This is a genomic window from Sulfurovum sp. NBC37-1 (assembly GCF_000010345.1).
Classification (GTDB): Bacteria; Campylobacterota; Campylobacteria; order Campylobacterales; family Sulfurovaceae; genus Sulfurovum.
The window spans coordinates 1-23,121 of the sequence record NC_009663.1; the positions used below are offsets into that span (position 1 = coordinate 1).

Here is a 23,121-nt window from a genome sequence, read left to right on the forward strand (position 1 = left end):
CCGGAAGTTATTCACATTTATATGCGGAACCTCATATAAAATGTGAAAAGAAGGAATGCATGGAATGAATATTGGACAAAAAGTACTGTTCGAACTTAAAAAAGAGATCTCCGAAACGGAATATGAACGTTATATAAAAAAACTGGTCTATGATACACGCCGTTCCAGAAGCAACATTGTCTACTTCAATGCACCCAATATGCTAGTCGCCAAATGGATCAAAACCAAATACAGCGATAAACTTGCACATCTTTTCGAACTGCAGAATGAAGTTAAACCCGAAATAGAAATCACGGTAGGGAAACAGACGGAAAAGACAAGTAAACCCGTTGTCAAACAAAGCAATGAAAAACAGCACTCCAAAAGTACCTATCTGAACCCTTCACTTACCTTTGAAAGTTTCATTGTAGGGCCTTCGAACCAGTTTGCCTATACCACCGCCAAATCAGTAGCAGAAAAACCGGGACAAATATACAACCCGCTTTTCCTCTACGGAGGTGTCGGTCTGGGAAAAACCCACCTGCTACAAGCCATAGGAAATTACCACATTGCCCTGGGGAAGACCGTGATCTACACTACCCTTGAACAGTTCATGAACTCCTTCACCTCCCATTTGCGTTCCCAGACAATGGACCGTTTCAGAGAGAAATTCAGGGAATGTGACCTGCTGCTGATAGACGACATACAGTTCCTCAGCAGGAAAGAACAGACACAGGAGGAGTTCTTTCATACTTTCAATGAACTCTACAATACCAACAAGCAGATTGTCATTACCTCCGACCGTCAGCCTAATAAAATAGCCGGACTCGTTGACAGACTACGAAGCCGTTTCGAATGGGGGTTGATGGCAGACATACAACCTCCCGGACTGGAGACGAAGATCGCCATCATCCAGAAAAAATGTGAACTTGACGGAATCAGACTCAACCATGAGATAATCAATTTCATTGCAACCAATATGGGGGACAATATCCGTGAAATTGAGGGGACGATCATTAAGCTCAATGCTCTCTCCTCCATGCTGAATCAGGATATCACACTTGATTTTGCACAGAATGCCATCAAAGACCAGTTGAAAGAGAAAAAAGAAAATATCAGCATCGATGATATCGTCAAGATCGTTTCGAAAGAACTTAACATCAAACCTTCCGACATCAAATCAAAAAAACGAACCAAAAATGTGGTCAGTGCCCGAAGGACAGCTATCTACTTAGCCAGAAATCTTACTCCGAACTCTATGCCGCAGATCGCACTTTATTTTGGTATGAAAGACCATACAGCCATTTCCCATGCCATGAAAAAGATCAACGAAATCATTGAAAATGACGAGAATTTCAAAGTCCTTCTCGAAGAGCTTTCAAACAAAATCAATACTGACACGAATAAAGAGTAGAAATCGGGTATCAAACGGTAATAAAACTTGAATAAAAAAAAGATATAATTTTATAAGTGAAAAAATGTGAATGTTCCCAAAAGGAGTTGCACATTTAAAAACAACGTTCAGGCAGGCAGTAAAACGGTTTTTCACATATTCATGTTGAACTACTACTACGTACTAAAATTATTAAAAATAAGGGAAGTCTATGAAGATAAGAGCTCAAAAACAGATCATCGAATCGATCCTCATCAATCTACAGCCTTTTTTGGAAAAAAAAGATGCAAGTCAAATCACCTCACACATACTATTCTCTTCTCAGAATGATAAATGTATCGTCAAAGCAACTGACAGTGAAATAGGTCTTCAGATCGTTACCGATCATATACTCATTGAGTCCGAAGGTTCATTTACAGCCAATGGTAAAAAACTGCTCGATATCATCAGAATCCTCAAAGACGATGAGATCATCATGGAGATACTTGACAATACACTCATTGTCAAACAGAAACATTCCAAATTCAAACTGCCGACCTTTGACCCGAATGCTTATCCTGCCTTTCCCTCTGTCGATGAAAAACCACAGATCACGCTTGATTCATTAAGTCTGATCCAAAATCTCAAAAAGATCTCACCTGCTATTGATACGAATAACCCTAAATTTGAGCTCAACGGTGCACTTATCAATATCAAACATGACTCTACAGATCTTGTCGGTACCGATACAAGAAGATTGGCTATTGCAAGTATTCCGGGAAACAACAGTGAAGAACTCTCCCTCATCGTACCTAAAAAAGCAATCCTTGAGATACAAAAACTCTTTTTGGACCAAATTAATATCTATTATGACGAAACCAATCTGATCATCACCAATGAGAATTACTTCTTCTATACAAGGCTGATCAACGGGAAATTCCCTGATTACCAAAGAATCATCCCTGCATCGGTAAAACACTCTATCACACTGCCTAAAAAAGAGATGATCGATTCGATCAAAATGATCACGACTATCTCCCAGGAGATCAAAATGACATTACTTTCGGATGCGATCATTTTCAATTCACTCAGTGCTGACAATGTAGAAGCAAAAACGGAAATCGAGATCGGAACCGGATTGAATGAAAAATACGAACTCTCTTTCAACAGCAGATATATTCTTGATTTCATCTCACAGATCGACAAAAATGAATTCTTACTGGAATTCAATGAACCGTCCCTTCCTTTTATTGTGAAAGATGAGAATTTCATCACGATCATCATGCCGATCGTAGCATAAGGAAAGTGTTAATGAGCGAAAAAACAACAAAATATATTTTTGTAACAGGCGGTGTGCTGAGTTCTTTGGGAAAAGGGATCACTGCAGCAAGCATAGGAACACTGTTAAAACATACAGGACAGAGAGTCGGTGTACTTAAACTCGACCCCTATATCAACGTCGACCCGGGAACGATGTCACCGCTTGAACATGGTGAAGTGTTCGTAACAAAAGACGGTGCGGAAACAGACCTTGACCTCGGTCATTACGAAAGATTCCTCGATACCTCACTGACACAGAACAACAACTTTACAACGGGTCTTGTCTACAAAACGGTTATCGAAAATGAACGTAAAGGTAAATATCTGGGTAAAACGATTCAGGTCGTACCCCATATTGTCAATGAGATCAAAGAGCGTATTGTACGTGCAGGAGAGGGTAAAGATATCCTTATTGTTGAACTGGGTGGTACGACAGGGGATATCGAAGGGCTTCCTTTCCTCGAGACGATCCGTCAGATGAAACATGAATTGGGTAAAAAGACCGTAATCAATGTGCATGTAACGCTTCTTCCCTACATCAAAGCGGCAGGTGAGCTCAAGACCAAGCCGACACAGCACTCCGTACAGGAACTCAGACGCATCGGTATTGCACCGCATATGCTGGTGCTGCGTGCTGAAGTACCGGTCAGCAGCGATATCAAGAGGAAGATTGCTTACAGTTGTGATGTGGATGAAGATTCCGTCATTGTAGCGGAGGATGCGGCAACTATTTACCAGGTACCGTTGAATTTCCTACGTCAGGATATTTTGACACCGATCTGTAAACAGCTGGAGCTTGAAAACTGTCAGCCGAAGATGGATGAATGGACCGATCTGGTCCACAAGATCATCATGCCTACAGAAGAGGTGAAGATTGCTTTTGTAGGGAAATATCTTGATCTCAAAGAGTCCTACAAATCATTGACAGAGGCCCTGATCCATGCGGGTGCACATCTCGATAGTCGTGTGAACATCAAATGGGTGGACAGTGAAAAGGTCGAGGAAGATGGTGCGGCGAAGTACCTGAACGATTGTGATGGTGTATTGGTCGCCGGTGGCTTCGGAGAGCGTGGCGTGGAAGGAAAGATCCTTTCCATTCAGTATGCACGTGAAGAGAAAATACCATTTTTGGGTATCTGTCTTGGTATGCAGCTTTCCATGGTGGAATTTGCCAGAAACGTACTGGGACTCAAAGAGGCGAATTCGGTTGAGTTCAATGAAGATACACCGGATCCTGTGATCTATCTGATCGACGAGTTCATCGATGCGGCAGGTGCCAAGCAGATTCGAACGACCACTTCGCCGATGGGCGGTACGCTCAGACTGGGCGAATACGAGTGCGAAACCAAAGAGGGATCGAACCTCAGAAAAGCTTATGATGCACCGATGATCTATGAGAGACACAGACACCGCTACGAAGCCAATCCGAAATACAGAGAGGCACTCGAAGCCAACGGTATGGAGATTACCGGTGAATCGCACGGTCTTATCGAAGCGGTGGAAGTCGTGGACCATCCCTGGTTCCTCGGTGTACAGTTCCACCCTGAATTCACGTCAAGACTGCAGAATGTCAACCCTTCCATTCTGGCATTTGTGCAGGCTTCCATGCAAAACAGAAAATAGATGTATCCATCTGTAACGCTTGAAGCGTTGGATGCAATTTTGCAAAAACGCTTTAAAGAGGGATTTCTCTCTTTGAAAGACCTCCCCCATCCTTCCACCTTCAAAGATATGGACAGAGCGACGGAGCGTATCGTCAGGGCCATAGAAAACAGAGAGAAGATCAGCATCATCGGTGACTATGACGTGGACGGTGTGACTTCCACGACGCTGATGAAGCTTTTTTTCGACGAGATCGATTACCCTGTGGAATGGGTCATACCTAACCGTTTCAGGGATGGGTACGGTCTCTCGGCCAATATTATTCCCCGTATTGCGGGAACGGACCTCGCCATTACCGTGGACAACGGTATCTCTGCGGTCTATGCGGCACAGCTCTGCAAAGAAGAGGGGATAGAACTGATCATTACCGATCACCATATGCTCGCACCCGAAGTGCCTGAAGCCTATGCTATTATCGATCAGAAGCAGGAAGCATGTTCTTTTCCCTACGAAGAGGTATGCGGTGCACAGATCGCCTGGTATCTGATCGCTTCGCTGAAGAATGCGCTTGCTCTGAAGATCAATATGATGCCTTATATGGAACTGGCAGCCATTGCGATCATTGCAGATGTTATGCCGCTGTGGCACATCAACAGAGCGATGGTGGAACGCGGTATCAAAGCACTGTCCCAAAGCAGCAGACCTGCCATAAAGGCTTTTATGGAACATACCCAGAAGGAAGAGCTGAGCTCGGAAGATATTGCTTTTTCTTTTGCACCCATACTCAATGCCGCCGGACGCATGGAGGATGCCTCCCATGCCGTGGACTTCCTGACCTCTACCAACATTTACGATGCGAGGGTCAGGCTTGAACGTTTGATAGGATTCAATACAGAGCGAAAAGCGACGGAAGAGGATATCACCCGAAAGGCCCTGCAGAAAGCGGATTGGGAAGATGAGGTGATCATCGTGGCAGGAGAAGGATGGCACGAGGGTGTTGTGGGCATTGTTGCGGCCAGGGTGGCACGTGTCCGTGAAAAGCCCTGTATCATTCTGAGCAGGAACGAGGAAGGGATACTCAAAGGCAGCGGCAGGAGCTACGGAGAGTGTGACCTCTTTGGCATTGTAGACGGCTGCAGGGAAGATCTGGAGAAGTTCGGAGGGCACAAAGCGGCCATTGGTCTCAGTTTGCACGAAACGCATTTTGAAAGCTTCAGAGAGAAGGTCCAGGAATCCTACCACCAGGGCAATTATGTGAAAGAGGAGATTGATCCCGAAATTGTCGGGGAGCTGCATTTCTCGGAGATCTCTTTTGCACTGACGGAGATGATGCAAAAATATGAACCCTACGGCCACGGAAACCCCAGACCCAAGTTCATCAGCAGTGATGTAGAGATACTGCAGGCAGACACGATGGGCAAAGAGGGAGAGCATCTGCGTTTCTCTTTCGCACAGGAGGGGATCGTCATGCCGGGAGTGAAATTCAAGACCAAAGAGCATTTTGAAACGGGAGAGAGGGTGAGCATCACCTATACGGTCAACGAGAACCATTTCAGAGGGAACGTGACCCTGCAGCTGATGATAGATAAAATAAAGAGAAGATAAACATGAAAAAAGAGTTGAAGATATTTATGGCCATTTTTCTGGTATTGGCACTGGGTATGCACTTCAAAGAGTGTATAAACCACCCGATGGAACATATTGAATCACTGTTCACACAGGGCTGGTTCGGTCTGCATCCACTTGTCATTACACTGGCGGTCTATCTGCTGTTCATGATTATACGCGGTATTGTGAGGTTCTTGAAAAGGTAGGTATTTTGTCTTATGGGAAGCAGTGGGAGCAGCCACTGCTATGGGGATTAGATAGGAAGTACTCTGATGTTCGGATCGAGTTTCTCTTTGAGGATGTTCTCGATGGCGAAGAGCGTACCGGTACTCGCACTGGCACAGCCGTTACAGGCACCGAGGTATCTGATGTAAATGTCGATGTTCTCTCCGTTGTCCTTGATATCAAGGATTTCCATATCCCCGCCGTCCATAATGAGCATCTGGCGGATGTTTTCGTCCACGGTCTTATCGACCGCCTTGATCTTCTGGACAATGGTCATATCTTTAAACGCACCGGTTGAACCACCTTCGTTTCCAAGGGTGGCAGCCGCTGACATTTTCTCTTTTTCATACTCTTCGAGAAGATCCACAAGATAGATGTCCTTCTCTTCGTGTCCGCCGGGTCTGATACATGATTTACAGAAAGCACCCGCTTTGGTGTAATCTGTGATCTCTTCGACCGTTGTCAGGTCATTCAGGCGGATCACTTCTCTGAGTGTAGAGAGTGAGACACGTGCACATTCACACACGATGACCTCCTCTTCGAAGCTCTCCATGTCTACACCTTTATACTGTGCAGCCGCTTTTTTGATGACATCGTAAGCCATGACCGAGCAGTGCATTTTCTGAGGCGGTACGGCAGGAACATCTGGTGTGTCACGCATAGCTTTTTCCACATCTATGTTGGTGATCTTTACTGCTTCATCAACGGTCTTTCCCTTACAGAGTTCTGCCATTGTATCAGAAGAGGCAATGGCCGTTCCGCAGCCGAAACTCTTGAACTTTGACTTGAGGATCTTGTCTGTCTTGGGGTCTACAGCCCAGTAGAGACGTACCGCATCGCCGCAGCTTTCGGCACCGAAGTCCGCAACGATGAGTTTGGCACCCATCGCTTCAGCCTCTTCCTCCGTGATCTCACCCATATTTTGAGGGTTGTTCATAAGATCCGTTACTTTTTGACTGTACTCATCCCAGATGGTACCGCCTATCAAACTATCCATTCCCATATTTTTTCCTTTATATAATCTTCATTTTTCTTTTGACAAATGCTCTCAAGCTTTGTAATCGTTCTTAAATCTTAATTCTAATGATGTGCATCCAGACCGCTTTCGTGGCCTTCCGGCGCATACGAATAGGTACTTGAGATACCTCTGAGTCGCTCAACAGCTTTTCTGACCACGTCAAGTGTATAGTCCAGTTCTTCCTGCGTCGTATAACGGCTGAGTGAAAAACGGATCGCTGTGTGTGCAAGGTCTTCGGCTGCACCGATGGCTTCCATAACGGAGTTGGCTTCAAGATCCTCGGAAGCACAGGCAGATCCTGTACTCGCTCCGATACCTGCACGGTTGAGGTCCCAGAGCATAGATTCACCCTCAATACCTCTGAACGAGATCAGGATGGTGTTGGGTGTTCTTTTTTCTCTTGGTGTGACCACAAAAGTGTCTTTAATCTTGAGCAGCTCGTCTTCGAAGGCATCTCTCATCTCTCTAACATCTTCCATCTCATAATCGAGTGAATCGACTGCCTGTTCCATCGCTTTACCCATACCGACGATTCCCGGTACGTTAAGTGTTCCCGAACGGTAACCGCCCATTTGTGAACCGCCGTGAAGCAGTGGTATCAGTTCTTTACCTTTTTTGATGTAGAGCGCTCCGACTCCTTTGGGGCCATGGAACTTGTGTGCAGAAAATGTCAGATAATCTACATTGAAGGTCTGGACATCTACCGGCAGTTTGCCTATAGCCTGTACGGCATCCGTATGAAAAGGCACATTGTGCTCCGCACAGATCTCTCCGATCTCTTCAACAGGGAAGATCGCTCCTGTCTCATTGTTCGCCCACATGACTGATACAAGGGCTGTCTTATCGGTGATTGTATCTCTCACGGTTTGTGCGTCGATGATACCTTCATGGTTTATGGGAAGGTACGTTACTTTGCATCCCATACTTTCGATGAACTTTGCCGTAGCGATCACTGAAGGATGTTCTACTTCAGAGATGATGATATGGTTCTTCTTCCCGGTAAGGATCTGTTCGAAGTAGATACTTTTCAGTACCCAGTTGTTGCTCTCTGTCGCGCAGGAAGTGATAACGACACTGTCCTCTTTGGGCGCATGGATACCCGCATAGATCTTTTCCATGGCATCTTTGAGCGCCGGATGTGTTTCACTGGCGAAAAGGTGCAGCGAGTTCGGGTTGCCGTAACGTTGTACGAAGTAGGGCTCCATCTCAGCAAATACATGCGGATCGACGATCGTAGTGGCATTGTTGTCCAAATAGACTTTCATTATGGCTTTCTCCTTTAAAAGGAACGGGTTCCTTTTAAATTCCCCTCACTGAAGTTTCGCCCTTGGCTCAGGTGTCTGAGTGCGACAGTTCATAGGAGGAATCTTATTTTTTAATATATGAAAACGAGTTTCATTTTTAATTAGGAGTAATTTAGTCCTAATTAAAGTTTTCTGCATATTACGTATATTTTCTTAATTTAACATAAAAAAGCAGTTAAAGAGGAGGATTATACTCCTATTTAGGTAAATTGCGATTGATTTTTGGTAAATGTGAATATGATATAATAGATAATGTATATATTTAAAGGAGAAAAAATGGCAGCAACAATCAAAGAACACGGTATATCGGTCGCGATCAAACGAAGCAAGAAAAGACTTTTCATAGAACTGGCCATGATCGGCAAACTGACACATGAAGATTACAAGGTATTCGTACCCATGATAGACAAAGCACTCAAAGAGGCCAAAGGGCTGGAAGTAGACCTTCTGGTAGATATGAGAAAATTCAAAGGTTGGGAAATGCTGGCTGCCTGGGATGATTTCAAATTCGGTATCAAGCATCGTAACAAATTTGACAAAATGGCTATTGTTGGGAACAAAAAATGGGAAGAACAATCAACGGCAATGATGAGCCATATGATGAAAGGAAAATCAAAATTCTTCCTGAAGCGGGGTGAAGCGCTCACCTGGCTGATGAAATAGATCAGAAATTGGAAGGCGTGGGCGTATTGATGAGGTTGTAGAACTCGTTACGGGTACGTTCATCACTTTTGAAAAGGCCGCGCAGGGCGGAAGAGACGGTTGTAGAATTGATCTTCTGTACGCCGCGCATCTCCATGCACATGTGACGGGCATGGACCACGACGGCCACACCTTTGGGTTTGATGGTACCAAGAATGGCATCGGCAATCTGTTCTGTCATCTGCTCCTGTATCTGCAGGCGTCTGGCATAGACATTGACGATACGGGGGATCTTCGAAAGACCGACCACCTTGCCGTCAGGGATGTAAGCTACATGCGCACGTCCGATGATGGGCAGCATATGGTGCTCACACATGGAGTAAAACTCGATGTCCCGCACCAGGACCATTTCGTCGTTACTGGTACTGAAAAGTGCCTGGTTGAGGATCTCTTTCGGGTCCTGATGATAGCCTTCGGTCAGGAATGTAAGGGCTTTTGCTACACGGTTGGGTGTTTTGAGCAGACCCTCGCGCTGCGGGTCCTCCCCCAAAAGTTCCAGTACCTTAGTGACAGCTTCTTCAAACTCTTTTTCTTTGTTCATTATGTATTCCATTATATTTTGGGATAGGGTAGATTTACTTTTTATTTTACAATTGTATCCAAATACAAGTTAACAATCTTCTCATCCACCTTCGAGATCGCCAGTTTTCCTATCTTCTCTGGTGTGAAATAATACTCCTGCTCAGGGCTGCTTTCAAAGTAGAGATAAACTCTGCACTTTAGTTTAAAATGGGTATAGGCATGAGTGACTTCTCCGATGTACTCAGCGGCACAGGGAGGTATTTCGACACTTTCAAATCCCCAGAGACCATGCAGGAACTTTCCGCTTCTCTGCTGCAGGGAAAGCCTATCGTCGTAGAGGTAGATGACAATGTTCTCTTCCCTTGCCGGTACAGTTTTCTTCTTCTTGAGCGGATAGTACTCAGGATTGTTTTTCCCTTTGCAGATATTTTCAAGAGGACAGCGATTGCATTGGGGGTTTTTGGGCAGGCAGAGCGTCGCACCGATATCCATCATAGCCTGGTTGTAGTTGAAAGGATCTTCTTTGTCGACTGACGCGTAGGCAAATTTCCAGAGTTTTTTCTCATTGGGTGTACGTAGCCTGTGCATGCGGCAGAGTATGCGTTTGACATTGGCCTCCATGACAGGTACGGGTTGATGAAAAGCAAAAGCCGCAATGGCATGGGCCGTATTTTTTCCTATACCGGGAAGTTTGACCAGTTCATCGATCTCCGGGGGAAGTTCATTGACCAGACCGGCGGTTCTGTGCAAATTCTTCGCCCGGTTGTAATACCCCAGTCCTTCCCACTGTTTCAGCACATCATCGAGCGGGGCATTACCCAGTGCTTCAAGAGAGGAAAAGGCTTGAAGGAAGGGAAAATAGTAGCGTTCAAGCACGGTCTTCACCTGTGTCTGCTGAAGCATGACCTCGCTTAGGTAAATGTGATAAGGGTTGTTTGTGCTGCGCCAGGGAAGGTCATGCCGGCCATATGCTTCGTACCAGGTTCTGATCTTTTGGTGTATCTCTTTTAGGCTCACTTTCATGAGGGCGATTATAGCCATATTTTATGCCATAATTTGTGTACTATTGGGTTTTTATCAAATTTTAGATAAAATCACGCAATTTATATACAAAGGACTGTAGTGAAAGTTGAAGTAAAGAAGATTGATGATGCCAATGTGGCAGTTCAGGGTAATATCGAGAACAAAGTAGTTGAAGCGAATGTCGACAAACTGGCAAGAGAAGCAGGCAAGCAGATGAAAGTCGACGGATTCAGAAAAGGGAAAGTACCTCCGCATGTCGTGAAAAAACTGCATGGCGACAAGCTTCAGCAGGATGCCGAGGGTGATGCGCTCAGATCACTTATTGACCTTGGTGTGAAAGAAGCCGGTATCAATACGGCGGATATCCTCGGTGAGCCGATCTTCAAGAAGTATGACAAGAAAGATGAGGGTATTGAAGTAGAAGTTGAGATCTCTTTGCGACCGACGATCGAAGCGGAAGGATATGAGAAAGCGGTTCCTGCTTTTGAAAAACCCGAAGCGACAGAGAAAGAAGTAGAAGAAAAACTTGAAGAGATCGCTGCACAGCAGGCACCGTTCGAGAAGATCAAAAGAAAGAGAATGGTAAGAGACGGTGACACAGTTGTGATCGATTTCGAAGGATTCGTTGACGGTGTTGCATTCGAAGGCGGAAAAGCGGAAAAATTCAGTCTCAAGATCGGTTCCGGTCAGTTTATCCCCGGCTTTGAAGAGCAGATCATCGGTATGAAATATGATGAAGAGAAAACGATCACCGTGGCATTCCCTGAAGAATACCAGTCCAAAGAACTTGCAGGGAAAGAGGCGGAGTTCAAAGTGAAGCTTCACGAGATCCAGGAACAGGTACCGGCTGAATTGAATGATGCATTGGCACAGAAACTGCTTCAGGATGAAAAAGCAACGCTTGATACACTCAAAGAGAAGCTCAAAGAGCAGATCGTGAATGAAAAAACCTCCAAAATCTATAACGAAGAGCTCAAGCCGAAAATTATTGAAGCACTGGTTGCACACTTTGATTTCGCACTTCCGAACAATATCGTTGAGCAGGAGATCGATGCGAAGATCAATGCAAAAGCAAGAGAGATGAGCGAAGAGGAGCTCAACGATTTTAAAGAGAACCCTGAAAAGGTCGAAGCACTTCGAGAAGAGCTAAGAGAAGAGGCTGAGAATTCGGTTAAAGCGACATTCATTGTAGACGCGCTTGCGAAAAAAGAGGACGTGAACGTAGACGACCAGGAAGTATCACAGGCGATCTACTATGAAGCGATGATGAGCGGCCAGGACCCTCAGCAGGTGATCGAGTACTACCAGAAGAATAACCTTCTCCCGGCAGTGAAGATGGGAATGATCGAAGACAAACTTTTCGGCAAACTTCTCGGCCTGTAGGAAAAATAACCCGTTGGACCGGTTCTCCGGTCCTATGGCACTTCTGTTAACTTTTTTAATGTATATTTGAATCGATTAAACCCGGATTATGCATTAGAATTGCTTGAAATCTACCAAATGCTTGTGCTGTAGGTATTTGCGGAAAACTTGAGGTGCACCCATAGGTGCATCGATGGTTTCTCCGTAAGTGCCCACGGTACAATGGTTTGTGTAGCGTTCTGTAATTTCTAATGTATAATCCGGGTTAAAACAATCCATTTTACTATCTATTAAATAAAGGCAATTCATGAGTTATATCCCATACGTTGTAGAACAGACCGGCAGAGGTGAAAGATCGTACGATATCTATTCACGTCTTCTCAAAGACAGGATCATCATGCTCAGCGGCGAAGTGAACGACCAGGTTGCTTCTTCCATTGTGGCGCAGCTACTTTTCCTCGAAGCGCAAGATCCAGACAAGGATATCTACTTCTACATCAACTCCCCGGGCGGTGTGATCACTTCGGGACTGAGCATGTTTGATACGATGAACTACATCAAGCCCGATATTGTTACCATCTGTATCGGACAGGCGGCTTCCATGGGTGCGTTCCTGCTTGCGTCCGGAACCAAAGGGAAGCGTTATGCCCTGCCGCATGCACGTATCATGATCCACCAGCCTTCAGGCGGGGCACAGGGACAGTCTACGGATATCCAGATCCAGGCACAGGAGATACAGAGACTCAAAGATACGCTTAACGAGATCATGGCAGAAAAGACAGGAAAAACAGCCAAAAGAATAGAGAAAGATACCGAAAGAGACAACTTTATGTCAGCCAAAGAGGCGGTAGAGTATGGTCTCATCGATAAAGTGCTCACAAAAAGCTTTACATAGGGTTTCCCATGGTTAGAGAGATAGTCATTTACCCGGACAAACGTCTGAAGCAGATATCCAGAGAGGTTGGGTCTTTTGACGGTGCCCTGCATGACCTGCTTGACGATATGTATGAGACCATGATCGCGCGCAATGGTGTGGGACTGGCTGCTATTCAGGTAGGGGTTGACCTTCGTGCACTCATTATCAACGTACCTTTGGAAAAAGAGGAGGGCGAACATGACCAGCCTAAAGAGAATACACTTGAAATGATCAATCCAGTCATCGTTGAGATGGACGGAAAAGAGAAATTCCAGGAGGGTTGCCTCTCCGTCCCAGGTGTCTATGAAGATGTGGAACGCGCCAAACATGTCAAAGTAGAATACTATGACAGAAACGGCGAAAAACATATTATCGAAGATGATGACTTCCTTGCCATTGCCATGCAGCATGAAATCGACCATCTTGATGGGAAAGTGTTTATAGAAAAACTTTCTTTCCTGAAGAGAAAAAAATTTGAAAAAGAGTGGGCTAAAAGACAGAAGGCACAATAGCCCCTGGTCAATATAAAATCTAAAATATGACAATATGACATATTTTTAAATCTCCTGTGCCTCTTTATGTCACACTGTCACTATGAATGCAAAAACGCATAGTGGTAATCTCCCACCAAAAACAAAAAAAGTCAAAGTTAAAGAAAAACAGCCGGCCATTGTCAATCGCCTGACCTGTGCAACACTGGAGGGTGTGAATGCAAAGGTGATAGAAGTTGAAGCTACATTTACAAAGGGATTGCCCGGTTTTTCCGTGGTAGGTCTGGCTTCCAGTGACATACAGGAGGCGAAAGAACGGGTCAAATCCGCACTGCTTACCAACGAATTTGTATTTCCTCCTTTAAAAATAACGATCAATCTTTCACCAAGCGATATCAAGAAGAACGGTACACATTTCGACCTCTCTCTTGCCCTGCTTGTCGCCCTGAATAAAAAGGCTTTTGATGAAGAGGGGCTTTTTGTCTTTGGAGAGCTGGGACTTGATGGCCGAGTGAAAAGTTCTTCCATGCTCTTCCCCCTGATACTTTCGCTCAAAGAGCAGGGTTTCATCAAAAGAGTGATCGTTCCCAAAGAGGCCATCAGCTATCTGTGTCATATCTCCGGAGTCGATTTCATTGCGGTAGAAACACTGTCCGAAGCCATAACACTGCTGAAAAAAGGTGAGTTCAAAGCCAATGTTGAACAGTTCTCTTATGATGCCAAAAGTATTGAGATAGCCGGTATAGACTATTTTTACGAAGAGCGATACGAGAGTGATTTTGCCGAGGTCAAAGGACAGATGGTTGCCAAGCGGGCTGCGATGATCGCGGCTGCAGGCATGCACAACTTCTTTATGGAAGGTAATCCCGGCTGCGGCAAAAGTATGATCGCCAAACGATTGAAAGACATACTGCCGCCGCTGTATGAAGAGGAATTGCTTTCCATCGCAAAACATCAGTTCCTTGATGGTCAGACACCGGACTTTAAAGCCATACGCCCCATGCGTTCTCCGCATCATACTGCAACGTCCGCTTCCATCTTTGGAGGAGGTTCCGGACAGGCAAAGATCGGTGAAGTGGCCCTGGCCAATTACGGTATACTTTTTTTCGATGAGATTCCCCACTTTTCCAAAAACGTACTCGAAGCGATGAGGGAACCCCTGCAAGATAAGAAGGTACACATTGCCAGGGTTAATGCCAAGATTGAGTATCAGGCGGATATTATGTTTGTTGCGGCACAGAACCCGTGTCCCTGCGGAAACCTTCTTTCCAAGACCAAAGTCTGCCGCTGTTCCGAGGTGGAGATCAAGCGCTATCAGAACAAACTTTCTGACCCTTTTCTTGACCGTATTGACCTTTTTGTGGTGATGCAGGAAGTCAACTCAGATGATAAGGGAGATGTCAGTTCAAAAGCGATGCATGCAGCAGTCATTGCCGCATTTAGAAAGCAGAAAGAGCGGGGACAGCAGAGGCTGAACGGGAAGCTGGCCGAAGATGAGATAGAGCACTATTGTCTTTTGAAGGAGGATGCAGACAAGATACTCGAAGGGGCCATTGCCAAATTCGGTCTTTCACACAGAAGCATCGCATCGGTCAAAAAAGTAGGACGAACGATAGCAGATATCAATGGGCATGAGAAGATCGAGAAGAAGGATATACTTGAAGCACTGAGTTATCGTCGAAGATGATGATGGATGATTACAGTCTAAAGAACAGACATATTATTGTATCAGAGTTGAGGTGAAAGAAGAGAAGATTTTTTAATTCTCCATCTTCCTTCTTCAATTTTAAATCAGGTTACAGTACTTCTACAATGACCTTTGTAACGACAAATCCGCCAATCACAAGCCAGGCGAACATGCCCAGTGCTGTATAGACCGGTGCTAGCCCAAGCCCTTTGAACTTGGCAAATATCGTCCCCATACCCAGTGCAGTCATCGCCATGGTAAGCAGGAAGGTATCGACCTGGTTGATGACGTTCACAAGTGTTTCAGGCAGCAGGTGCAGTGAATTGAAGCCGGCGACCATAATGAAGTAGACAGCGAACCATGGAATGACGAGTTTCGTTTTTCCGCTGTGCTCTCCACCGCTTCTTTTGGCATCCCATGCAAGGTAAAGTCCCAGAATGATCAGCATTGGCGCGATCATGATGACCCTTGTCATTTTAACGATCACGGCTGCGTCGGCCATCTCTTTTGGAGAACCGGGTACTGAAGCCGGGACGGCAACGACCTGTGCCACTTCATGGATGGTTCCCCCTGTATAGATACCGAATTCTCTGGCAGTCATATGCAGGAAACCTGTCGCATGCTCGATGAGTCCGGTATAGAGTACCGGATAGAGAAACATGGAGATAGTTCCAAACAGTACAACCATGGATACTGCAACAGCAGTTTTGTATTCTTCCGCTTTCAGTACAGGTTCTGTTGCCAGAACGGCAGCGGCACCACATACGGCAGCTCCGGATGCTGTCAGGATGGACGTATCTTTTTCCATACCGAAGACCTTGTAGCCAAGCCAGGAACCGAAAATGAGCGTAGTCGTCAGCATGGTCAGGGAGACGAAGAAGCCATCCGGTCCGACGGCAATGATCTCCTGGAAAGTTAGACGGAAACCGTAAAGCACGATAGCAAAACGGAGGATCTTCTTTGCTGAGAATGTGATACCGCTCTGCCATTCGACAGGTGTCTGGTTGTGCAGGGTATTGGCATAGAAGATACCCATGACAATACCGATAACGAGAGGGGAAAGTCCCAGTGCCTTGACCGGTCCGAGACCGGCGATGTAGGTCGCTGCCGCAGCAAATATGGCGACAAATAGGATACCGCTCAGGGTACCCTTACGATTTTCAGGTGAAAAAGCCATTCTGATCCTTCTTTGTTCAAAAATATTGATAACTATTTTGGAATTCTACTATAATTTTGATACAATATGCAAATCAATATAATACAGAAAGATAATAAATCTTTTAGAACAAAAGAGAGCAGATGAAATTAACACTTAGACAGATGGAGATATTTCTCAATGTGGTCGCTTCCGGGCACCTGACCAATGTTGCCAAAGAGATGAACCTGAGCCAGTCGGCTATTTCTATGTCTATCAAGGAGATGGAGAATATTCTGGGACGTCCTGTTTTTGACAGAATTAACAAAAAGCTCGTACTTAATGAAGTGGGGCGTGCATTGTACAAAGAGATCGATCCGATCTTCAAAAAGCTCTCGGATATCGAATATGAGTTCAAAAATTCGGAGAACAAAGGAATGATCCGTGTCGGAGCGAGTACGACGATCGTGGATTATCTGATGCCTTCGATCATTTGCAGCTATATGAGCTCCTACCCTGATGTCAAGATCACGCTGAAAGAAGGGAACACAAAAGAGATCGTTGAAATGATCAAGGCGGGAACGATCGATGTTGCCTTTGTGGAGGGGATCGTTTCCGGCCCGGAGATCATCAAAGAGAAGATTGGTGTGGATGAACTGGTAGTGGTTACTGCCAACAAGGAACTGGCAAAACCATGTTATATCGATGAGCTTGCCGATATGAGATGGGTACTCAGGGAAGAGGGTTCAGGGACCAGAGAGGTTTTCCTTAACTACATCAAAGACAAGGTCGACAACCTGAATATCTTTTTTGAACTGGGACATACAGAGTCGATCAAAAGTATTCTGATGAACCGTGAATGTTTTACCTGTATCTCCAAGATTTCGGTCAGGAACGAGATCAGAGAAGAAAAACTGTTCCCTGTGCCGATCAAGAACTTTGACTGTAAACGGGATTTCCTCATGATATACCACAAGGACAAGTACCACAGTACACTGTTCGAGAAATTCCTTTTCTTTTCCAGAAAGCTGATGATGCAGATGCTCGATGAGGAGAAGCGGCTTAAGTAATCAAAGCTGTTTGAGCGCCTTTTCATATTCATGGGGATGGTTCAGGTTGGTAAATGGATCATCATCTTCAAATGCTACGAATTTACTCTTTGCTTCTTTCAGTAACTGCGTAAGCCGGTGCCTATTCTCTTGAAGATGCTTCTTGGCCAAAGGAAGCAGGGAACGTTTATAAATACCGCAGAGAGGCTGTAGGCCGTCAGGACTCTGAGCGATCACAGTATCTATACCTTCTTTATTTTCTTTCAATAATTTTTCGATCACATTTTCGTCTACAAAAGGTGCATCGACACTCAATATAAATATCTCATCTGCATCAAGTGTCTCGAAAATAGAAAGGATACCGGCAAGAGGAGAACTTACGTCATATCTGTCATAGATCAGTTCCGTCCTGAAGTCGAATTTGTCCTTTTTAGCAGAAATATAGACTTTTCCAAAGAGACCTTGCAGGCGTTCGTACTGGTATTGTGCCAGCGAATTGTAATCGGCAAAGGGAAGCAGGGCTTTGTCCCGACCCATACGTGAACTTTTACCTCCGGCAAAGATTACGGCGGGGATTTTGTATTTCATACGATCGACTCTTTTCGTTTTTGGTGGATCCATAATACAATAAATGCCATAAAAGTGATCAGTGCTTCGATGAGGAACATATTTTCTCCGTAGATCTGCCCGGAGAGAACTGCCCCTACCGAGCCACCAAGGCCGAAGGCGATACCAAGGAAGAATTGCTGTGCCAGTTTTTTCTGTGTATAAAGTGAAAAGACATAGGTGATCGCAGCAGTGTGGTAGAGTGCAAATGAGATGGCATGAAGGGACTGTGAGGCGAATGTCCATACAACGGATTCGGGGAAGAGGTAAAGGATCAGCCAGCGTAGGGAAGTGACAAGGATGGCGAACTGCAGAATATTGAGCAGGTTCCTCTGCAGCAATGGTCCCTGAAAATAGAGCATGAATATCTCGCAGATCACTCCGAAACTCCACATCCAGCTGGTCATTTCCAGAGAGATACCGTGGGCGGTCTCATAAATGGTGAAGAAGTTGTAAAAACCGCCAAAGCCAACTTGCATCAAAAAGACCGAAACCCAGAATGCCCAGTACCTGGAGAGAGAAAAAGAGGCGTCATCATGTGCCTGATCATGGGAAGTTGTATCGTATTTGACCAGGATCAGTCCGAAAACAAGCGTTAAAAAAGTCATGACAGAGAGGTAATAGAGTGCTTCGAATGGTGCTTCCAGTACTTTTCCCAACCAGAGTGCGATGGCCATGAAACCGATGGAGCCCCAGAGACGGACCTTCCCGTAGGAAGTCTTTGCCAGTGAGGCAAGGGCAATGGTCTCTACATAAGGAAGGGAGACCCCCATGGCGGCACCGAAAAGCAGGTTGGCGATCAGATAGAGTTCAAAGCTTCTGACCGTCCCCAAAAAGATCAGCGTGGCGGCAAAGGAGAGGATGAGGGAAAAGAGGTAGACCTTCGGTGTTAACTGCAGATAATGTTTGAAAATGAAAGGAAGCAGAAATCGCATGAAAGGTGCAGCGGAGTAAATGATGCCGACTTCCATAGTGGAGTACCCAAGATCAATAAGTACTTTGGGCATAAAGATCACATAGACACCGACCAGCGCAAAATAGAAAAAGTAGTAGGCGCCAAGAAAAGGGGGGAGCATGCCGAAGCGTTTGATCTGGGTCATTTGTCTGCAGGTTTGTTGATCACCGCCGTGTTGCTCAGAAGGTCATGCAGAGTCTTGCTGTCTTTTCTAAAGAACATCATGACCCAGCCAAAGATAGTGAAGAATGAAAGTATCGCTGCAGCGTTCCTGAAGAATATGATGAAGAGAGAGGGTTTCTCTCCCGTACTCTCATCGATGAGCGTCAGGTCGTAAGCCCGGTAGCCGGGAGTCTGCCCTGTCTTGTACATGAAAGCGGTCTGTACGATGACCAACGGCACCAGAATATAGAGCCAGCCCAGAGCTTTGTGCTCTGCAAATCCTTCACGACCACCCATAACAAGGTAGAATACAATATACATGAGAGGCATGACCAGCATGAAAGCGTCCGTCAAAAAAGCTTTGAGTTTACTGCCTTTGGAAGCATAATCCCTTTTGAGCTTTTGAGAAGATTTCCTGTGATCATTCTCTTGGGCTACTTTACCCTGTTTGACGTCACGAAAGCGTTTTTTTGCCATTAAAAGTCCCACACGACAGCGGCATAGGGGCCGTCAAAGTCTATATCGACGACAAGGCCGTCCGCCAGGTTACTACTGTCAAGATGCTGGGCTTTATACCCCGCTTCGATACCCAGTCCCATGCTGAATGTGTATCGGGCGCTGAGTTCATAGTTATAGTAGGTCGTATCGTCATAGCTGAAAACATCGCCCTCGAACTGTAGGCTAAGATCGGTATTGGGAACATTGAATCTGGCTTTGCCGTAGAGTGTAGGTATAAAGAGTGAAAAGTCCGTATCTTCAGTAGCAGAAATAGACATAGGCCCGATTCCTGTCAGAGTGGTTACAGCTATATTCCCGTCAATGTATCCCAGAGTGACACCTACGTCGGCCTCCACCCAATTGTCGAGAAGCTCATAATAGAGTGTAAGATCGTATTTGCTGATATCGAGGTTATTTTCGATACTTCCGAACTCGGGAATATGGATGCCACCCCAGGTGAAATCGCCGACCTCACCTTTCCCCTCCTGGGAGAGTTGCGTATAGGCAAGTTTGATATTGGGGAGCATCGGTGCAGGGTGTTCTATATAGGCTTTGAGAAAAACATTCTCATTGCTGTCCCAGTGCAAAGTATCTTCCACGTCAGCAGATGTGCCCAGTCCCAAACCTGTATAGGGCTCAGTATAGGAGGCGCATCCGCTTGGAGAGTGGCTGTACATACCGACAGATATCTCTCCTCCGGCTATATCGGCATGGAGTATAGCTGAAGTTAACAAAGAGGCAAGTGCAAGTTTTTTTATCATTATGTTCCCTTATTATTTTTATTTGTTGAAATGATACTATTTTATACCTTGTGTCATTGTAAAGATAGGCAGAAGCATCGCTGAAACGATCACTCCGACGACTGCACCGATCAAAAGCATCATCAGAGGTTCGAGCAGTCCGAGAAGCAGTTTGAGTCTGTCTTCGTTCTCTTCGGCATAGAGTTTTGAAATGTTGTTCAGAATGTTGGCAACTTCACTCGACTCTTCTCCGAGCGCCAAAGACTGCATGAAGTTCCGTTTGAGCTTCACTCCTTTTGACATTTGCAGTGCATTGGAGAGTTTGTTTCCTTCCAGTACCTTGACCGAAGCAGTTTCAAAAAGTTCCTTGAGCTTATAGTTTCCAAATGAGGCGGTTGACAGTTTGACTGCCTGTGCATAGGCAACACCTGAATCGAGCATCAATGAGAGGATGTATGAGAAACGTCCGAGTTCATGGTTTTGGATCAGTGAGCCCAGGATGGGCACTTTCAGCAGCAGCCCATCCCAAAAACGGTGAAACGAGTACAGTTTGCTGTAGGCGAGTTTGAAGAGTGCAATGACGAGTACAATGCCTATGACAAGATGGATATAGTAGTGGGTGAGAAAATCGCTGATGTTTAGTACGAACTGTGTGATGGGCGGAAGTTTCTGGTCTGTATCTTCGAAGATACCCGTGATCTTGGGGACGACGAACGCGATGAGGAAAGAGGTCATCGCAATGGCCACCGTAAAGATGACCGTAGGGTAGACCATGGCACCCTTGACCTGTTTTTTGACTTTGTTCTGTGCGGAAAAAAAGTTTCCCATATTGGTAAGTACTTCAACCATCTTGCCGCTCTGCCCGGCAATGTTGAGACTCTGCACGAAGAATTCAGGAAGTGCATAGACCTTCTGAGTATTGAGTGCATGATAAAGGGATTTTCCTTCATCGATCATCGTTCTGATGGAGTTAAGGAAAGAGACATATTTTTTCTCATTCTCATGCTGATTCTCAAGCAATCGAATAGCGGTCAAGATGGTCATACCCGAATTTAGGTAGGAGGAGAGCTCCCTCGAGAAGGTGGCCAGCATCTCACCGGGCATTTCTCTTTTGGCAAAAGCTTCTAGGGAGAACTCTCTGGTTGGCGTGAGGGATTCATAATAAATATTCTGTGTGCGAAGTTTCTGTCCGGCCTCTTCGGTGGTACCGGCGGTCACCGTTCCTTTGACCCGTTTCCCCGTCTTGTCGAAACCTTTGTACTTGAAGAGCATTCCTCTGCCTGTCCTTGCCAATTTTATGATGGTTGTATTATAACTTTTTTAGCTGTATGTTCTTTACGCGCAGTGGGGGAAGGGCTTTTTTCATTTTGATAAAACATACCAATAAACTTCTAAAAAGTACTGATCTTGAAGCGGAAATAGGCCGAAGAGTATCTGTCTTTGAGCTTGATCTCCTGGACAGTGGCGGCAGGACCGGAATCCTCTTCGGGAGTGAGGTTGACCGCTTCAGGTATGAAATACTCCCTCTGGGCCTTTTTTAGGATCTCCCTGCTTTTAAAATCATCAATTTTGAAATAGGATCGTAACACTTCATAGGCATCCTTCTTCTCTTTGTGGTAGCGTAAGGCATTATCGGTAAGGAAGAGAGAATCTTGCAGTGAGAGTTTGTTCCTTTCGGTGATGTAGACGATCTGCTCATGGTTCTGGCTGTGCACCTTGAGTACATAGACGATGGAGACGGAGATGATGATCACGGATACAAGTATCTCTATGATGGTAAAGGCAGGACGCAGGGCCATTCTGTGCAATAAATCTTTCAATAAAAATCCCCGCTTCCAGCAGCCAGCCTGCTGTTCTTGAGCCAGAGCTCCCTGGCTTCTTCCAGAGAGTCGACTTTTGCTGGCTCTCCAAAAAATGCCGGGAGAAAATAGATACCGTGTCGGTTCTCCAGTATCAACTGTGTGGAGCTGCCGTTCCTGTAAAAGTTCATCTCAAGACAGATCTTCTTGTCCTGGTATCGCCCGTCTTCAAGCAGCAGCAGCGACTCCTGTGAATTGAGGGTATAGGTTTTAGTCTCTGCAAGGTCTATCTTGTTCTCGTAGGCTTCAAAAGGAGAGGAAATATCTGTACGAAGATAGCAGTTCCTGCACTGGTCAATGCAGATCAGTGTCGCTTCACCGCTGAAAAGTTCAGAATGCTGAATGCTTGTTTTTAGGTTGAGCGCGGTCAGTGCCCTGGGTTTGTTCTCACTCTTCTCCATTCCGTTGAATCCAAGAAAGTATACAATGGAAACAATGACGATGACCACAAGAAGTTCAAGCAGGGTGAAAGCACTTCTTCGTGTTGTTGAGGAGAGCATGAACCGGTCTATTTGTTACATTCAGAGAAGCGAATGTCCTTATTATTCTCTTCTCCCCCCTCTTTTCTGTCCGAAGCGAAACTGACAAGTTCAAACTCATCTCCTTTTTTGATGTAAACGAAGGGTGTTTCCCACGAATCTTTCGGCAGTTTCCTCAGGTAGGGTTTTGCCCTGTAGTTCGGGTATTTTTCGGCATCAGGGTTGCTCAGGAGCGCTTCAAGTCCCTCTTCTGTGTCAGGGTAAACACCGTTGTCGAGTTTGAACATGTCGAGTCTTTTGCCAATGTCATTCATCTTAAGGCAGACCGTATCTCTTTTGGCCTGATCGGCAGAGTCCATCAGTCCGGGTGCCACGACGGCGACAAGCCCCCCGAGTATCACGATGACGATGAGAAGTTCTATCAGGGAGAAACCCGCTCTGAGTGTTCGGTCCGTTGATTGTGCTGTGCGCATATCTTTCCTTAGTTTGCTTTGGTATAATATCTGA

At 45.5% G+C, this 23,121-nt stretch carries 24 protein-coding genes; 11 read left to right on the forward strand and 13 right to left on the reverse strand.

All coding sequences use genetic code 11. The annotated features are described in order from the left end of the window. Nucleotides 1–64: 64 nt before the first annotated feature. From dnaA to SUN_RS00025, 5 genes are all read left to right on the forward strand, one after another. Nucleotides 65–1,393 (forward strand): chromosomal replication initiator protein DnaA, encoded by a 1,329-nt coding sequence (gene dnaA / locus SUN_RS00005; RefSeq protein ID WP_011979695.1) that lies wholly within the window; start codon nucleotides 65–67, stop codon nucleotides 1,391–1,393. 190 nt (nucleotides 1,394–1,583) lie between these two features. Beyond that, nucleotides 1,584–2,651, forward strand: a complete 1,068-nt coding sequence (gene dnaN / locus SUN_RS00010; protein ID WP_011979696.1) for a DNA polymerase III subunit beta — start codon at nucleotides 1,584–1,586, stop codon at nucleotides 2,649–2,651. Nucleotides 2,652–2,662: 11 nt separating this feature from the next. Further along, complete coding sequence (locus SUN_RS00015) at nucleotides 2,663–4,294, forward strand: CTP synthase (protein ID WP_011979697.1); 1,632 nt, start codon at nucleotides 2,663–2,665, stop codon at nucleotides 4,292–4,294. Continuing rightward, nucleotides 4,295–5,878: a single-stranded-DNA-specific exonuclease RecJ gene (gene recJ / locus SUN_RS00020; RefSeq protein ID WP_011979698.1), complete on the forward strand. Its 1,584-nt coding sequence runs from the start codon at nucleotides 4,295–4,297 to the stop codon at nucleotides 5,876–5,878. Between the two features lie 2 nt (nucleotides 5,879–5,880). Further along, a complete protein-coding gene (locus tag SUN_RS00025; RefSeq protein ID WP_011979699.1) occupies nucleotides 5,881–6,087 on the forward strand; it encodes a hypothetical protein in 207 nt (68 codons plus the stop codon). 47 nt (nucleotides 6,088–6,134) lie between these two features. On the opposite strand, the gene SUN_RS00030 is transcribed toward SUN_RS00025, so the two are convergent. After that, nucleotides 6,135–7,109 (reverse strand): iron-sulfur cluster assembly scaffold protein NifU, encoded by a 975-nt coding sequence (locus SUN_RS00030; RefSeq protein ID WP_011979700.1) that lies wholly within the window; start codon nucleotides 7,107–7,109, stop codon nucleotides 6,135–6,137. A 77-nt stretch (nucleotides 7,110–7,186) separates the two neighbouring features. Further along, nucleotides 7,187–8,389 carry a NifS family cysteine desulfurase gene (locus SUN_RS00035; protein WP_011979701.1) on the reverse strand — a complete coding sequence of 401 codons (1,203 nt, stop codon included), beginning with the start codon at nucleotides 8,387–8,389 and terminating at the stop codon, nucleotides 7,187–7,189. Between the two features lie 315 nt (nucleotides 8,390–8,704). Here SUN_RS00035 and SUN_RS00040 point away from each other — a divergent pair, with 315 nt between their 5' ends. Next, nucleotides 8,705–9,091, forward strand: coding sequence for an STAS/SEC14 domain-containing protein (locus SUN_RS00040; RefSeq protein ID WP_011979702.1), 387 nt, complete (start codon nucleotides 8,705–8,707; stop codon nucleotides 9,089–9,091). Nucleotide 9,092: 1 nt separating this feature from the next. Here the strand turns inward: SUN_RS00040 and folE are convergent, their stop codons facing one another. Further along, nucleotides 9,093–9,671, reverse strand: coding sequence for a GTP cyclohydrolase I FolE (folE, locus tag SUN_RS00045; RefSeq protein ID WP_011979703.1), 579 nt, complete (start codon nucleotides 9,669–9,671; stop codon nucleotides 9,093–9,095). A 41-nt stretch (nucleotides 9,672–9,712) separates the two neighbouring features. Next, entirely contained in the window at nucleotides 9,713–10,675 is a 963-nt protein-coding gene (locus tag SUN_RS00050; protein ID WP_173255950.1) for an A/G-specific adenine glycosylase, read from the reverse strand. 99 nt (nucleotides 10,676–10,774) lie between these two features. Between SUN_RS00050 and tig the strand changes: the two genes are divergently transcribed. The 4 genes from tig to SUN_RS00070 all read left to right on the forward strand — a co-directional run bounded on the left by tig (nucleotide 10,775) and on the right by SUN_RS00070 (nucleotide 15,131). Beyond that, the gene (tig, locus tag SUN_RS00055; RefSeq protein WP_011979705.1) at nucleotides 10,775–12,058 is read left to right on the forward strand and encodes a trigger factor; all 1,284 of its coding nucleotides are present in this window, start codon (nucleotides 10,775–10,777) and stop codon (nucleotides 12,056–12,058) included. 286 nt (nucleotides 12,059–12,344) lie between these two features. Then, entirely contained in the window at nucleotides 12,345–12,932 is a 588-nt protein-coding gene (clpP, locus tag SUN_RS00060) for an ATP-dependent Clp endopeptidase proteolytic subunit ClpP (protein WP_011979706.1), read from the forward strand. 8 nt (nucleotides 12,933–12,940) lie between these two features. Then, nucleotides 12,941–13,465: a peptide deformylase gene (def, locus tag SUN_RS00065; protein ID WP_011979707.1), complete on the forward strand. Its 525-nt coding sequence runs from the start codon at nucleotides 12,941–12,943 to the stop codon at nucleotides 13,463–13,465. An 82-nt stretch (nucleotides 13,466–13,547) separates the two neighbouring features. Beyond that, complete coding sequence (locus SUN_RS00070; RefSeq protein WP_011979708.1) at nucleotides 13,548–15,131, forward strand: YifB family Mg chelatase-like AAA ATPase; 1,584 nt, start codon at nucleotides 13,548–13,550, stop codon at nucleotides 15,129–15,131. Between the two features lie 109 nt (nucleotides 15,132–15,240). Here SUN_RS00070 and SUN_RS00075 read toward each other — a convergent pair whose 3' ends face one another. Beyond that, entirely contained in the window at nucleotides 15,241–16,308 is a 1,068-nt protein-coding gene (locus SUN_RS00075; RefSeq protein WP_011979709.1) for a YeiH family protein, read from the reverse strand. A 122-nt stretch (nucleotides 16,309–16,430) separates the two neighbouring features. Here SUN_RS00075 and SUN_RS00080 point away from each other — a divergent pair, with 122 nt between their 5' ends. Next, nucleotides 16,431–17,336 (forward strand): LysR family transcriptional regulator, encoded by a 906-nt coding sequence (locus tag SUN_RS00080; RefSeq protein WP_011979710.1) that lies wholly within the window; start codon nucleotides 16,431–16,433, stop codon nucleotides 17,334–17,336. Here the strand turns inward: SUN_RS00080 and mobA are convergent, their stop codons facing one another. The 8 genes from mobA to gspG all read right to left on the reverse strand — a co-directional run bounded on the left by mobA (nucleotide 17,337) and on the right by gspG (nucleotide 23,087). After that, nucleotides 17,337–17,903, reverse strand: coding sequence for a molybdenum cofactor guanylyltransferase MobA (gene mobA, locus SUN_RS00085; protein WP_011979711.1), 567 nt, complete (start codon nucleotides 17,901–17,903; stop codon nucleotides 17,337–17,339). Continuing rightward, a complete protein-coding gene (locus tag SUN_RS00090; RefSeq protein ID WP_011979712.1) occupies nucleotides 17,900–19,021 on the reverse strand; it encodes an MFS transporter in 1,122 nt (373 codons plus the stop codon). Before SUN_RS00090 ends, mobA begins: the two co-directional genes overlap by 4 nt. Next, nucleotides 19,018–19,515, reverse strand: coding sequence for an RDD family protein (locus SUN_RS00095; protein WP_011979713.1), 498 nt, complete (start codon nucleotides 19,513–19,515; stop codon nucleotides 19,018–19,020). The genes SUN_RS00090 and SUN_RS00095 overlap by 4 nt, the downstream gene beginning before the upstream one ends. Beyond that, nucleotides 19,515–20,297 (reverse strand): TIGR04219 family outer membrane beta-barrel protein, encoded by a 783-nt coding sequence (locus tag SUN_RS00100; RefSeq protein WP_011979714.1) that lies wholly within the window; start codon nucleotides 20,295–20,297, stop codon nucleotides 19,515–19,517. Before SUN_RS00100 ends, SUN_RS00095 begins: the two co-directional genes overlap by 1 nt. A gap of 36 nt (nucleotides 20,298–20,333) precedes the next feature. Further along, nucleotides 20,334–21,569, reverse strand: a complete 1,236-nt coding sequence (locus SUN_RS00105) for a type II secretion system F family protein (protein WP_232501337.1) — start codon at nucleotides 21,567–21,569, stop codon at nucleotides 20,334–20,336. Between the two features lie 98 nt (nucleotides 21,570–21,667). Then, nucleotides 21,668–22,096, reverse strand: coding sequence for a hypothetical protein (locus SUN_RS00110; protein ID WP_011979716.1), 429 nt, complete (start codon nucleotides 22,094–22,096; stop codon nucleotides 21,668–21,670). Continuing rightward, nucleotides 22,093–22,635, reverse strand: a complete 543-nt coding sequence (locus SUN_RS00115) for a prepilin-type N-terminal cleavage/methylation domain-containing protein (RefSeq protein WP_011979717.1) — start codon at nucleotides 22,633–22,635, stop codon at nucleotides 22,093–22,095. Before SUN_RS00115 ends, SUN_RS00110 begins: the two co-directional genes overlap by 4 nt. 8 nt (nucleotides 22,636–22,643) lie before the next feature. Further along, entirely contained in the window at nucleotides 22,644–23,087 is a 444-nt protein-coding gene (gspG, locus tag SUN_RS00120) for a type II secretion system major pseudopilin GspG (protein ID WP_011979718.1), read from the reverse strand. Nucleotides 23,088–23,121: the final 34 nt, after the last annotated feature.